13 protein-coding genes are annotated in these 14,197 nt (G+C 54.6%); 9 read left to right on the forward strand and 4 right to left on the reverse strand.

Annotated features, from left to right (window positions below; all coding sequences use genetic code 11):
• From pabB to pdeD, 4 genes are all read left to right on the forward strand, one after another.
• Positions 1–1,362, forward strand: coding sequence for an aminodeoxychorismate synthase component 1 (gene pabB / locus OGX75_RS06000; protein WP_115614253.1), 1,362 nt, complete (start codon positions 1–3; stop codon positions 1,360–1,362).
• Positions 1,363–1,365: 3 nt separating this feature from the next.
• Positions 1,366–1,944, forward strand: coding sequence for a CoA pyrophosphatase (locus tag OGX75_RS06005; protein ID WP_286451258.1), 579 nt, complete (start codon positions 1,366–1,368; stop codon positions 1,942–1,944).
• Between the two features lie 184 nt (positions 1,945–2,128).
• A complete protein-coding gene (gene sdaA / locus OGX75_RS06010; RefSeq protein ID WP_024130267.1) occupies positions 2,129–3,493 on the forward strand; it encodes an L-serine ammonia-lyase in 1,365 nt (454 codons plus the stop codon).
• 139 nt (positions 3,494–3,632) lie between these two features.
• Entirely contained in the window at positions 3,633–5,231 is a 1,599-nt protein-coding gene (gene pdeD / locus OGX75_RS06015) for a cyclic di-3',5'-guanosine monophosphate phosphodiesterase PdeD (protein WP_110494143.1), read from the forward strand.
• 26 nt (positions 5,232–5,257) lie between these two features.
• Here the strand turns inward: pdeD and yoaE are convergent, their stop codons facing one another.
• Positions 5,258–6,817: a CNNM family cation transport protein YoaE gene (gene yoaE, locus OGX75_RS06020; RefSeq protein ID WP_047463233.1), complete on the reverse strand. Its 1,560-nt coding sequence runs from the start codon at positions 6,815–6,817 to the stop codon at positions 5,258–5,260.
• Positions 6,805–7,110, reverse strand: a complete 306-nt coding sequence (locus tag OGX75_RS21265) for a protein YoaL (RefSeq protein ID WP_502873183.1) — start codon at positions 7,108–7,110, stop codon at positions 6,805–6,807. The genes yoaE and OGX75_RS21265 overlap by 13 nt, the downstream gene beginning before the upstream one ends.
• 150 nt (positions 7,111–7,260) lie before the next feature.
• On the opposite strand from OGX75_RS21265, the gene manX reads away from it, so the two are divergent.
• The 5 genes from manX to mntP all read left to right on the forward strand — a co-directional run bounded on the left by manX (position 7,261) and on the right by mntP (position 11,451).
• Entirely contained in the window at positions 7,261–8,226 is a 966-nt protein-coding gene (manX, locus tag OGX75_RS06025; protein ID WP_047463231.1) for a PTS mannose transporter subunit IIAB, read from the forward strand.
• Between the two features lie 58 nt (positions 8,227–8,284).
• A complete protein-coding gene (gene manY / locus OGX75_RS06030; RefSeq protein ID WP_012132054.1) occupies positions 8,285–9,085 on the forward strand; it encodes a PTS mannose transporter subunit IIC in 801 nt (266 codons plus the stop codon).
• Between the two features lie 12 nt (positions 9,086–9,097).
• Complete coding sequence (manZ, locus tag OGX75_RS06035; RefSeq protein ID WP_012132053.1) at positions 9,098–9,949, forward strand: PTS mannose transporter subunit IID; 852 nt, start codon at positions 9,098–9,100, stop codon at positions 9,947–9,949.
• A gap of 55 nt (positions 9,950–10,004) precedes the next feature.
• On the forward strand, positions 10,005–10,463 hold the full coding sequence (locus OGX75_RS06040; RefSeq protein WP_112002005.1) for a DUF986 family protein: 459 nt from the start codon (positions 10,005–10,007) through the stop codon (positions 10,461–10,463).
• 421 nt (positions 10,464–10,884) lie between these two features.
• Positions 10,885–11,451 carry a manganese efflux pump MntP gene (gene mntP, locus OGX75_RS06045; protein WP_012132050.1) on the forward strand — a complete coding sequence of 189 codons (567 nt, stop codon included), beginning with the start codon at positions 10,885–10,887 and terminating at the stop codon, positions 11,449–11,451.
• On the opposite strand, the gene rlmA is transcribed toward mntP, so the two are convergent.
• Positions 11,448–12,257: a 23S rRNA (guanine(745)-N(1))-methyltransferase gene (rlmA, locus tag OGX75_RS06050; RefSeq protein WP_114847800.1), complete on the reverse strand. Its 810-nt coding sequence runs from the start codon at positions 12,255–12,257 to the stop codon at positions 11,448–11,450. The two genes, mntP and rlmA, sit on opposite strands and share 4 nt — an antisense overlap.
• A gap of 63 nt (positions 12,258–12,320) precedes the next feature.
• Positions 12,321–14,066 (reverse strand): peptidoglycan DD-transpeptidase FtsI2/PBP3(PARA), encoded by a 1,746-nt coding sequence (ftsI2, locus tag OGX75_RS06055; RefSeq protein ID WP_286451257.1) that lies wholly within the window; start codon positions 14,064–14,066, stop codon positions 12,321–12,323.
• Positions 14,067–14,197: the final 131 nt, after the last annotated feature.

Here is a 14,197-nt window from a genome sequence, read left to right on the forward strand (position 1 = left end):
ATGAAGACATTATCACCCGCTGTTATTATTTTACCGTGGCGCCCGGACGCCGCCGAGTACTATTTTGCCCCGCTGAGCCATCAGCCCTGGGCCATGCTGCTGCATTCCGGCCATGCTGAACATCCGCATAATCGTTTTGATATTCTGGTGGCCGACCCCGTGGCAACGCTGTCGACACACGGCGAAGAGACCCGCGTGCGCGATAAGCATGGCACGACCACGACCGCCGACGATCCCATGACCGTGTTGCAGGCGGCGCTGGCGTCTGCGGGCATCCAGCCGCCATATGACCCCAATCTGCCGTTTCAGGGCGGCGCGCTGGGGCTGTTAGGTTACGACCTTGGCCGCCGTTTTGAATCCCTGCCCACGCTCGCACAGCGCGATATCACCCTGCCGGATATGGCGATCGGCATTTACGACTGGGCCTTAGTCGTCGATCATCGCAGACAGACCGTCTCTCTGCTGAGCCATACCGATGTTCACGCTCGCCTTGAATGGCTGGCGCGCCAGCAGGCGCCGGTGCGAAAGCCCTTCGCGTTAACCTCCGCATGGCAATCAAACATGACTCGCGCGCAGTACGGTGAAAAATTCCGCCAGGTGCAGAGCTGGCTGCACAGCGGCGACTGTTATCAGGTTAACCTCGCCCAGCGTTTTCAGGCTGACTATCAGGGAGATGAATGGCTGGCCTTCGTGCGGCTTAATCACGCTAACCGCGCCCCGTTCAGCGCGTTTTTGCGCCTGGAGGACGGTGCGATTCTGAGCCTTTCTCCCGAGCGCTTTATTCAGTCCGAAGAGGGGCACATTCAGACTCGCCCAATCAAAGGCACCCTTCCCCGGCTGGACGACCCGCAGGCGGATCGCCAGCAGGCGCTAACGCTCGCGATGTCGGCAAAAGACCGCGCAGAAAACCTGATGATTGTCGATTTGATGCGTAACGACGTCGGCCGCGTTGCCGTTCCGGGGTCGGTCAAGGTTCCCGAGTTGTTTGTGGTTGAACCCTTCCCGGCGGTACATCATCTTGTCAGTACCATTACCGCCCGTTTGCCCGATAATTTACATGCCACCGATCTGCTGCGCGCCGCTTTTCCTGGCGGTTCGATTACCGGCGCGCCAAAAGTCCGGGCGATGGAGATCATTGACGCGCTGGAGCCGCACAGGCGCAACGCCTGGTGCGGCAGCATCGGCTACCTGAGTTTTTGCGGCAACATGGATACCAGCATCACGATCCGCACGCTTACCGCTGTAGACGGGCATCTCTATTGCTCTGCGGGCGGCGGCATCGTAGCGGACAGCCAGGAGGACGCGGAATATCAGGAGACGTTTGATAAAGTGAATCGAATTTTGCAGCAACTGGAGAACTGAGTCGTGAAAAACAGCAGCCTGACCCTTGATGATTTTTTATCACGCTTTCAACTTTTGCGCCCGCAGGTGAATGGTGAGACGTTAAACCGTCGTCAGGCTGCCGTGCTGATCCCGGTGGTTCGCCGCGCCCGGCCGGGTCTATTGCTGACTCAGCGTTCAGCGCGCCTGCGCAAACACGCCGGTCAGGTCGCGTTCCCCGGCGGCGCCGTTGACAGCAGCGATGCGTCGCTGATTGCCGCTGCGCTGCGTGAAGCGCAGGAAGAGGTGGCGATCCCGCCGGAATCCGTCGAAGTGATTGGCGTGCTGCCGCCCGTAGACAGCGTCACGGGTTTTCAGGTTACGCCGGTGGTCGGCATTATTCCCCCGAATCTGCATTATCACGCCAGCGAAGATGAGGTGGCCTCTGTCTTTGAGATGCCGCTTTCAGAAGCTCTGCGTCTGGGGCGTTATCATCCTCTGGATATTTATCGACGCGGCGATTCACATCGCGTATGGCTTTCGTGGTATGAGCATTATTTCGTCTGGGGAATGACCGCCGGAATAATTCGTGAGCTGGCGCTGCAAATTGGCGTGAGACCCTGACTATACTTATCTTTACACGCGCAGAACACAACTTGAGATTCCCGTCCCAACATTAGTAAATACGTGGTTATCCATTAGTTTAATTCATGTGAATAGTTAAGCCGATCGCCGCGTTCCCTCTTACACTATGCGCAGTTATTACATCGTAACCGGGAAGCCCGGTCACCCTGTCAGGAGTATTATCGTGATTAGTCTATTCGACATGTTTAAGGTGGGGATTGGTCCCTCATCCTCCCATACTGTAGGGCCTATGAAGGCGGGTAAACAGTTCGTCGATGACCTGGTCGAAAAAGGATTACTGGATAGCGTTACCCGTGTCGCCGTCGACGTGTATGGTTCACTGTCGCTCACGGGTAAAGGTCACCACACCGATATCGCCATTATTATGGGTCTGGCGGGTAACGAACCTGCCACCGTGGATATTGACAGCATCCCTGGTTTTATTCGCGACGTTGAAGCGCGCGGTCGCCTGTTACTGGCGCAGGGCCAGCACGAAGTGGATTTTCCCCAGGATAACGGGATGCGTTTTCACAATGGCAACCTGCCATTGCATGAAAATGGAATGCAGATCCACGCGTACAATGGCGAAACCGTCATTTATAGCAAAACGTATTATTCCATCGGCGGCGGCTTTATTGTCGATGAAGAGCATTTTGGTCAGGACGCCGCCAATGAGGTCAGCGTCCCTTATCCGTTTAAATCGGCGACCGAAATGCTGGAATATTGCAACAGCACCGGTCTGTCGCTCTCCGGGATGGTGATGCAGAACGAACTGGCGCTGCACAGCAAAAAGGAAATCGAAGAGTATTTCGCCAACGTCTGGCAGACCATGCAGGCGTGTATCGATCGCGGGATGAATACCGAAGGGGTTCTGCCGGGGCCGCTGCGCGTTCCACGTCGTGCTTCCGCACTGCGTCGCATGCTGGTTTCCAGCGACAAACTGTCCAGCGATCCGATGAACGTCATTGACTGGGTCAACATGTTTGCGCTGGCGGTGAACGAAGAAAACGCCGCGGGCGGGCGTGTCGTTACGGCGCCGACCAACGGCGCTTGCGGGATCGTGCCTGCGGTGCTGGCTTACTATGACCACTTCATTGAACCCGTCAGCCCGGATATCTACACCCGTTACTTCCTGGCCGCTGGCGCTATCGGCGCGCTGTACAAAATGAACGCCTCGATTTCCGGCGCCGAAGTCGGCTGCCAGGGAGAAGTCGGCGTCGCCTGCTCAATGGCGGCGGCAGGACTGGCGGAGCTGCTTGGGGCCAGCCCGGAGCAGGTGTGCGTCGCCGCGGAAATCGGCATGGAGCACAACCTGGGGCTGACCTGTGACCCGGTTGCCGGTCAGGTTCAGGTGCCGTGTATCGAGCGTAACGCGATTGCTTCGGTAAAAGCGATCAACGCGGCGCGTATGGCAATGCGCCGTACCAGCGCACCGCGCGTCTCGCTGGATAAAGTCATTGAGACCATGTACGAAACCGGCAAGGACATGAACGCGAAGTACCGCGAAACATCACGCGGCGGACTGGCGATTAAAGTCCAGTGTGATTAACAAAACATAGCCTGCCACTTCGCCCATCTCCCACTGATGGGCGAATTTTTCTCATCAATCTCGTCTGCGGTAAATTTCCCCACTACACTTGCTGTGTTGCAATTGGCTTTTGTGACCAACGGCTTATCAGGCGGCCCGCATGCAAACAGCACAACGGATCATTAAAAATTATCGCCGCAATCGTTTCATCGTCTGCACGGTCTGTGCGCTGATCACGCTTATCCTCACATTGAGTATCCGATTTATTTCGGAGCGAAATATAAATCAGCATCGCACCGAAACGTTCGCCGCTCACGCCGTAGAGACGCTGGATGAAGTGCTCCGCCCTCTACAGGCCGGGCGCGATCTCCTGCTGCCCCTGGTAGGACAACCCTGCCCGGCCGCGCATTTTCCCCTGCGTAAGCAGGTCGCCAGACTGCAAACCGTGCGTTCCATTGGTCTGGTTCAGAACGGTATTCTCTACTGCTCCAGTATCTTTGGCTCACGCGACGTGCCGATTCACCAGCTACAACCCGATCTGCCCGCGCCGAACAACCTGTTGCTGCTGTCTACCGATCAGTCCCTGCTCAAAGACAGCCCGATTCTGATTCAGTGGTATCCGTCATCACCTGATGGCAAAAACGGGCTCTTTGAGATCGTCAATATTGATCTTCTGGCGATGATGCTGCTTGAACCGCAACAGCCGCAGATCGCCAGCGCAAGCCTGACGGTCGGCAACCGCCACTTGCTCTATGGTCAGGGGGTGGTGGAGGCGCTACCCGCCCTGAACGGTGAAAAACGTTATCAGCGCGCGTCCCAGCACTTCCCCTTCACCATCAGCGTGACGGGGCCCGGCGCTGGCGAGCTGGCACTACGCCACCTGCCGACGCAGTTGCCGCTGGCGGTGATGCTGAGTTTACTGGTGGGATACCTTGCCTGGCTGGCAACGGCCAGCAGAATGAGTTTTTCATGGGAGATCAATCTCGCCCTTGCCGCCCGTGAATTTGAACTGTTTTGCCAGCCGCTGTTAAATGCCCGTACGCAGCAATGCGTGGGGGTTGAGATCCTGCTGCGCTGGAATAACCCGCGACAAGGATGGATTTCTCCCGATGTTTTTATCCCTATCGCTGAAGAACACAACCTGATCGCCCCCCTTACCCGCTATGTCATTGCGGAAACCATTCGGCAGCGGCATTTCTTCCCGATGAACAGCCAGTTCCATATCGGCATCAACGTTGCGGCCAGCCATTTTCGTCATGGCATGCTATTAAAAGATCTCAATCATTACTGGTTCAGCGCCCATCCTGTTCAGCAACTTGTGCTTGAGCTGACGGAACGGGACGCCTTACTGGACGTCGATTATCGGCTGATGCGTGAACTCCACCGCAAAGGGGTGAAGCTCGCCATTGATGACTTTGGCACCGGCAACAGCTCGCTGTCATGGCTGGAGAAATTGCGCCCGGACGTGCTGAAGATCGACAAATCATTTACCGCGGCGATCGGTACTGATGCGGTGAACTCCACGGTGACCGATATCATCATCGCGCTGGGGCAAAGACTGAATATTGAACTGGTAGCGGAAGGCGTTGAAACGCGAGAGCAGGCGCAATATTTGCGGGGACACGGCGTTCAGGCGTTGCAGGGATTTCTGTTCGCAAGACCTATGCCGCTTCACGATTTTCCTCAGTGGCTGGCGGGTAGCGCACCGCCGCCCGCCCGGCATAACGGACACATGACGCCCGTTATGCCGTTTCGTTAGATCCCGGTTTTACCGGGGAACGGCGCTTATTCGTCTTCGTGGTGAGCAGGTTGTTCTTTAACAATACGAACCAAATCAACACGGTAGTCGTTCGCTTCGACAATCGTGATATGAAGCGGCGCAACGTCGATAACATCGCCCACCTGCGGGATATGACCGTTTACGGCGATAACCAATCCTGCGACGGTGGCGATGTCTTCCTCGTCGTTCACCAGGTTATCGACATCCAGCGCCTGTTGCAGGGCATGCAGATCCGTCCCCCCCTTCACCAGCCAGCCGCCCGCTTCGGTAATGATCTCAGGCGTTTCGTCGGCATCCGGGAACTCACCGGCAATCGCTTCCAGCACGTCCAGCGGCGTAACCAGCCCCTGCACGACGCCAAACTCGTTGGTGACGATGACGAAGCTGCCGCGAGCGCGACGCAGGACGCCCAGCAGATTAATCGGATCCAGCGTTTCCGGGACGACAATCGCTGGTGATTCCGAAGCAATCGCGGCCACATCCACGCCCTCTTCCAGCGCCACCAGCAGTTCTTTCGCGCGAACAATACCGATGATCTCATCCAGTTCGCCGCGACACACCGGGAACAGGCTGTGCGGAGAAGAGAGTAACTGTTCGCGGATTTCATCCACGCTCAGGTCAGCATCCACCCAGCTGATTTCACCGCGAGGCGTCATGATGCCGCGCAGCGAACGGGACGCCAGGGTCAGCACGCCGTTGATCATATAACGCTCTTCTTCAGCAAACGCGCCTTCAGGTACAGGCACCGTCGCCGGGCTGTCAGACTCGTGCTGCGCGCTCGCCTGACGTTTACCACCCATCAGTCGCAGGATGGCGTCTGCGGTGCGTGCACGCAGCGGTAACGTTGACTGATGGCGAATAAAGTTACGACGCGCAATCTGGTTGAACAATTCGATGACGATTGAGAAACCGATAGCAGCGTACAGATACCCTTTCGGAATATGGAAGCCAAAACCTTCCGCCACCAGGCTCAGACCGATCATCAACAGGAAGCTCAGACAGAGCACTACAACCGTCGGATGCTGGTTGACGAAACGGGTAAGCGGCTTAGACGCCAGCAGCATCACCGCCATCGCAATCACCACGGCAGCCATCATCACTGGCAGATGGTTAACCATACCCACGGCGGTAATTACCGCGTCAAGGGAGAAGACGGCATCAAGGATAACGATCTGCGTTACCACGACCCAGAAACTCGCATAGCCTTTGCCGTGCCCCGAGTCATGCTCGCGGTTCTCCAGGCGCTCATGCAGCTCCGTCGTGGCCTTAAACAGGAGGAAGAGACCCCCGATGAGCATGATCAGATCGCGCCCTGAGAAGGTGAGATCCCAGACGGTAAAGAGTGGTTTCGTTAAGGTCACCATCCACGAAATGATGGACAGCAGGACCAGGCGCATCACCAGCGCCAGCGACAAACCGATAAGACGCGCCTTATCACGCTGCTTTGGCGGCAGCTTGTCAGCCAGAATCGCGATAAAGACCAGGTTATCAATACCCAGAACAATTTCGAGGATAACAAGCGTGAGCAAACCCGCCCAGATTGAGGGGTCCATTAAGAATTCCATGACAAGCTCCTGCTTAAGGAATAGCGAACAGGCGAGAAAGCAATATGCGAATTAAGGTTGCGGCCAAAAGAGCCAGACAGACAGGCCTGATACGGCCTCAAAGTGAAATGACGTCGGTGACGATCCATACGGCGGGCTACTGCCCTATACTCCTTACTAATTAAACGGAAGCTAAACATAACAGAGACAATGTCTTTTTGGCAAAGATTTACCTTCCTTTGCAATGAGATGTCACAGGGATATTTTACACTACGAAATTTCTCTGATGTGAAAGCTAAATTGCGGATCTTCATCACATAAAATATTTTTTTCGCTATCTAAAATAATTCCCGGAAATAACTGTTTTTTCATTATAACCCTTATCTGAATCGATTCGAGTGCGGACGGCGATTCAAAATACATCTGTCACGTTGATGTGTTAACGATAATAAAGGAGGTAGCAAGTGACCATTGCTATTGTTATAGGCACACATGGTTGGGCTGCAGAGCAGTTACTTAAAACAGCAGAAATGCTGTTAGGCGAGCAGGAAAACGTCGGCTGGATCGATTTCGTTCCAGGCGAAAATGCCGAAACGCTGATTGAAAAGTACAACGCTCAGTTGGCAAAACTCGATACCAGCAAAGGCGTGCTGTTTCTCGTTGATACATGGGGAGGCAGTCCATTTAATGCTGCCAGCCGTATTGTCGTCGACAAAGAGCACTATGAAGTCATTGCTGGCGTCAATATTCCGATGCTGGTGGAAACGTTCATGGCCCGCGATGACAATCCGAGCTTTGACGAATTAGTCGCTCTGGCGGTAGAAACCGGTCGTGAAGGCGTGAAAGCGCTGAAAGCGAAACCGGTTGAAAAAGCCGCTCCGGCGCCGGTTGCTGCGCCAAAAGCGGCGGCGCCCGCTAAACCAATGGGACCCAACGATTACATGGTAATCGGTCTCGCCCGTATCGATGACCGTTTGATTCACGGCCAGGTCGCCACCCGCTGGACCAAAGAGACCAACGTCACCCGCATCATCGTCGTGAGTGATGAAGTTGCGGCGGACACCGTACGTAAAACGCTGTTAACACAGGTGGCACCTCCGGGCGTAACGGCGCATGTGGTAGACGTTGCCAAGATGATTCGTGTCTATAACAACCCGAAATACGCAGGCGAACGTGTGATGCTGCTGTTCACCAACCCTACCGATGTGGAACGTATCGTTGAAGGCGGCGTGAAAGTGACTTCCGTAAACATTGGCGGTATGGCTTTCCGTCAGGGTAAAACGCAGGTTAATAACGCCGTTTCCGTCGACGAGACCGATATCGACGCCTTTAAAAAGCTCAACGAACGCGGTATCGAGCTTGAGGTTCGTAAAGTTTCCACCGATCAGAAACTGAAAATGATGGATTTGATTGCCAAAGTGGCGAAATAACCACCCGGCATTTAATTAGCATTCACACTTAAGTCTGTATAGCAATAGGAGAAGTACAATGGAGATTACCACTCTTCAGATTGTGCTGGTGTTCATCGTCGCATGTATCGCGGGTATGGAGTCGGTACTTGATGAATTTCAGTTCCACCGTCCATTGGTGGCCTGTACGCTAATCGGTGCCGTTCTTGGGGACATGAAAACCGGTATTATCATCGGTGGTACCCTGGAAATGATCGCGCTTGGCTGGATGAACATCGGTGCTGCCGTTGCGCCTGATGCCGCGCTGGCTTCCATTATTTCAACCGTACTGGTTATCGCCGGTCATCAAGGCATTGGCGCAGGTATCGCGCTGGCGATTCCACTGGCGGCCGCAGGTCAGGTGCTGACCATCATCGTACGTACCATCACCGTGGCATTCCAGCACGCGGCGGATAAAGCGGCCGATAGCGGCAACCTGACGGCGCTGTCCTGGATCCACGTATCCTCCCTGTTCCTACAGGCAATGCGTATCGCGATTCCGGCGGTTATCGTGGCGATTTCTGTCGGCACCAGTGAAGTTCAGGGCATGCTGAATGCGATCCCGGAAGTCGTGACCAGCGGTCTGAACATCGCCGGCGGCATGATCGTGGTTGTCGGTTACGCAATGGTCATCAACATGATGCGCGCGGGCTATCTGATGCCGTTCTTCTACCTCGGCTTCGTCACTGCGGCATTCACTAACTTCAACCTGGTTGCTCTGGGCGTAATTGGCGCGGTAATGGCCATCCTCTACATCCAGCTGAGCCCGAAATATAACCGCGTAGCCGGTGCGCCAGCTCAGGCTGCTGGTAACAACGATCTCGATAACGAACTGGACTAACAGGTGAACGAAATGGTTGATATGACTAAAACTACCACTGAGAAAAAACTCACTCCGAGTGATATTCGTGGCGTGTTCATCCGTTCTAACCTGTTCCAGGGGTCATGGAACTTCGAACGTATGCAGGCGCTGGGCTTCTGCTTCTCCATGGTGCCGGCGATCAAACGCCTGTACCCGGAAAACAACGACGCGCGTAAACAGGCGATCAGACGTCACCTGGAGTTCTTCAACACCCATCCTTACGTTGCCGCTCCGGTACTGGGCGTTACGCTGGCGATGGAAGAACAGCGCGCCAACGGCGCGGAGATCGACGATGGTGCCATCAACGGTATCAAAGTTGGTCTGATGGGGCCGCTGGCAGGCGTGGGCGACCCTATCTTCTGGGGTACGGTTCGTCCGGTATTCGCCGCGCTGGGCGCGGGTATCGCGATGAGCGGCAGCCTGCTGGGGCCGTTGCTGTTCTTTATTCTGTTTAACCTGGTGCGTCTGGCGACCCGTTACTACGGTGTGGCTTACGGCTACCGTAAAGGCGTCGATATCGTTAAGGATATGGGCGGCGGCTTCCTGCAAAAACTGACTGAGGGGGCGTCAATCCTCGGCCTGTTTGTCATGGGAGCGCTGGTTAACAAGTGGACGCACGTCAATATTCCGCTGGTGGTATCACGCATCACTGACCAGACGGGTAAAGAAAACGTCACCACCGTGCAGACCATTCTCGATCAGTTGATGCCGGGTCTGGTTCCGCTGCTGCTGACCTTCGCCTGTATGTGGCTGTTGCGTAAGAAAGTGAACCCGCTGTGGATCATCGTTGGCTTCTTCGTCATCGGTATCGCCGGTTACGCTTGCGGCCTGCTGGGTCTGTAATTCTGTTGTACACTACCGGGGCCCTTTGGCCCCGGTTTTTTTATCTGGAGGATTAATGACTGTCACGGACCTGGTGCTGGTTCTTTTTATTGTCGCGTTACTGGCTTACGCCATTTACGATCAGTTCATCATGCCCCGCCGTAACGGCCCCACTCTGCTTGCAGTGCCTCTGCTGCGTCGTGGTCGTGTTGATAGCGTTATCTTCGTCGGCCTGGTCGCCATTCTTATCTACAACAACGTTACCAGTCACGGCGCGCAAATTACCACATGGTTATTATGTGCACTGGCGCTGATGGGGTTTTATATTTTTTGGGTTCGCGCCCCCAGGATCATCTTCAAACAGAAAGGTTTTTTCTTCGCCAATGTCTGGATAGAATATAACCGTATTAAAGAGATGAATTTATCGGAAGATGGCGTACTGGTGATGCAATTAGAACAACGGCGCCTGCTTATTCGCGTACAAAATATCGACGATCTGGAAAGAATATATAAGCTTCTTGTTTCATCTCAATGAGTTACAGATATAGCCTGAACTATGTTTTAAGTATATTCGCGAATAAAAAAACATAGCTAAGGCTATATTCATCCCGCCTGATTTGTTATTTATTTTAACGTTTTATTGATAATTAAATCTAAATGAAAATCGTTTTCAATTAGAAGTCAAATAATATTTCGCCATTGTTGTTTTATATTCTCAAAATATGTTAATGTTGCGCCGTCATTTGGGGAGTAGCCGATTTCCAGACTCAGGAAATGTACGTGTCAACATACTCGTTGAAAAACGTGGCGCGTACGGACTGATATCACTCTATTTTCAGTCAGGCGAGACCATATGCACATCAACTGCTATGCATAGCTTATGAACGCCATGTTCAGGTATGCATGTTCGCTGGGGGCAGTGATGTGTTTTATGGAACCCCGGTCAGGACGCTGTTATGAATATCACCGCAACTGTTCTTCTCGCTTTCGGCATGTCAATGGATGCTTTCGCGGCATCGATTGGTAAAGGCGCCACGCTACACAAACCTAAATTCTCCGAAGCCCTGCGCACCGGCCTTATTTTCGGCGCGGTTGAAACGCTCACCCCGCTGATCGGCTGGGGGCTGGGTATGCTGGCCAGTAAATTCGTACTGGAATGGAATCACTGGGTTGCGTTCATCCTGCTGGTGTTTCTGGGGATTCGTATGATTATCGAAGGCGTTCGTGGCGGTAATGACGAAGATGACGAGCCGTTACGCCGCCACAGTTTTTGGCTGCTGGTCACTACCGCTATCGCCACCAGCCTGGATGCAATGGCCGTTGGCGTCGGTCTGGCGTTCTTGCAGGTGAACATTATTGCGACCGCGCTGGCTATCGGCTGTGCCACGTTAATCATGTCCACGCTGGGCATTATGGTGGGGCGCTTTATCGGCCCGCTGCTCGGCAAACGGGCGGAAATTCTTGGCGGGGCTGTACTTATCGGTATCGGCGCCCAGATCCTCTGGACACACTTCCACGGTTAACGCTCACGTTGCCAGATGTGAAGGCTGAAATCCGTCTGGCAATCAAACTGCTGGCAAGCCGCCAGCCGCTCCCATACGTCAGGTTTTGCACGCCAGGCGAAAGGCGTCATCTGGAGCAAAGCAACGGCCTCATTACCGCGCAACCGCATCTCATACCCTAACGCCATGCTTTGCTGCAACGTAAACCCTTCAAGCTGCTCAGTATGCGGGGCATGTAAGCGCACTTCATCATAGATCAGCCCTTTTAGCGCCATCAGATGGCGCGGCCCCGGCGTAACGGTAATTACCCAACCACCCGGTTTTACCACTCGCGCTAACTCTTCAGCCTTACAGGGGGCATAAATCCTGACAATCGCATCCATAGAGGCGTCGGCGAAAGGCAGACGATGGCTTGACGCCACACAAAACGTCACCTGCGGATAACGTTTCGCCGCCGCTTTAATGGCGACTTTCGCGACATCCAGACCAAATGTGGTGCCTGACGTCAGCGTTTCGGCGAAGGCATGCGTGTAATACCCTTCACCGCAGCCGATATCCAGAATCGACGTTGCATTCTCGTCCAGCCGTTCGGCAAGTATCCTGACGATGGCATCGCGTAACGGCTGATAATGCCCGGCATCAAGGAATGCCCGGCGCGCCTGCATCATTTCGGCGCTGTCGCCCGGATCCCGTGACCGTTTATGCTGCACGGGCAACAGGTTGACGTATCCCTCTTTCGCCACATCAAACTGATGCCGTTGTGGGCAGATAAAACTGTTTTTCACCTGCGCAAGTGGCTGATGACAAAGGGGACAAGAAAACGACATGACAACTCCGGCCGGTAATTTTAGGGCGCAAGTGTAACGCGAATTGCGCCCCGGGAAAATAACTTACAGCGAGGGGGACGACAGGCGGTTGCCGTGCATCACTAACAGGTGGTCGGAGTCGGCGGGCATACCGTCCGGTTTAACGTTTTCCAGGCGCAGAACATCGCCCATAATCTGGCTGAACACCGGCGCCGACACCGCGCCGCCATAGTAAGATCCGTTTTGCGGATTGTTAATCACAACCACCAGCGCAAACTGCGGATCGCTGGCCGGAGCCACGCCCGCCGTATAGGCCACGTATTTATCGACATACTTACCGTCATCGCCGATTTTCTTCGCCGTACCGGTTTTTACCGCCACGCGATAATCTCTGACTGCGGCTTTGGTTCCTCCCCCGCCGGGGAGCGCGACGCTCTCCATCATATGCTCAACCTGATGCACCAGTTCGGCGGGCATCACACGCGTCCCCACAACGGGCGGATCAATACGCGTAATGGAAAGCGGCCGGTAGATACCAAAACTGCCGATGGTGGCATATACGTGCGCCAGCTGGAGCGGCGTCACCATCAGACCATACCCGAAGGCAAACGTCGCCCGATCCAGATCGCTCCAGTAACGACGCTGCGGCAGTAAGCCGCTGCTCTCCCCGGTGAGTCCCAGTCCCGTAGACTGCCCAAAGCCAAAGCCTTTATACGTATCCAGCAGTCGTTGAACCGGCATAGCGAGCGAGAGACGCGACACGCCGGTATCACTCGATTTTTGCAGGATTCCGGTCAAACTCAGCTCCGGGTAATACCCCACGTCACGAATCCGGTGGCCGTCAAGATTGAACGGATGCGTATCAATCACGCTGTCGGGCTGGACAATGCCCTGCTGAAGCGCCGTCATGATCACCAGCGGCTTGACCGTGGAACCCGGTTCAAAGGTATCGCTGATGGCACGATTGCGAAAATCATCCAGCACGGCGCCTTCCCGGTTATTCGGATTAAAGTCCGGGAAGCTCGCCATCGACAGAATTTCCCCCGTCGCGATGTTGACCAGTACCGCCGCGCCGGACTCCGCTTTGTTCCAGGTGACGGCGTTATCCAGCGCATCCTCCGTCACTGTCTGTAGGCGTTCATCAATACTGAGCTGAAGCTCATGCGCCGGCACAGGATTTGTTTCGGTTATGTTCTCGATGACATGACCAAACTTATCTTTGCGAACAAGGCGGGAACCGGGTTTCCCCGTCAGTTGGGCATTAAAACTTTTCTCAATCCCCTCAATCCCCTGCCCGTCAATGTTGGTAAAGCCAATCAGGTTAGCCGCCACATGCCCTGCCGGATAAAAACGCCGGGACTCTTCACGCAGGTTAATGCCAGGAAGATTGAGCTTATCGATCCATTCGGCCTGCTGCGGCGAAATCTGGCGCGCCAGATAGATAAACCGCCCGGCAGGATTGCTGTTTACCCGCTCAGCCAGCGTAGCCAGTGAAAGATGCAGCGTCTGCGCCAGCGCCTGCCAGCGTTGGTTATACCCCACGCCGCCTTTACTGACGATCGTCTTCGGGTCGGCCCAGACCGCATTGACCGGCACGCTAATGGCTAACGGACGCCCTTCTCTGTCGGTAATCATGCCGCGTGGCGACGCCGTGGTGACCTCACGTAACGAACGCCTGTCCTCTTGTTTAACCAGATTTGTCGGCGTGATGATCTGTAACCACGCCACGCGTCCCAGCAATAACCCCATGCTCAGCAAAATCGCCACGCACAGCAGAGCAAAACGGATGGGAGCAAAATTACGCACGGCGCCGTCGCTTTTCTTTTTCACCTGGTCTCCAGCAAGGTCGTTTTTCAGGTGATTGATTTAACGGGAATTGACGAGGGAAAGCGGGAAAAACAATGCTACGAACATCGCGGCTTTGCAACAAAGCGCTAACAGAAGTGTATTCAGAAATATTT

It is taken from the genome of Citrobacter sp. CK199, from assembly GCF_030333285.1.
Lineage (GTDB): Bacteria > Pseudomonadota > Gammaproteobacteria > Enterobacterales > Enterobacteriaceae > Citrobacter_B > Citrobacter_B koseri.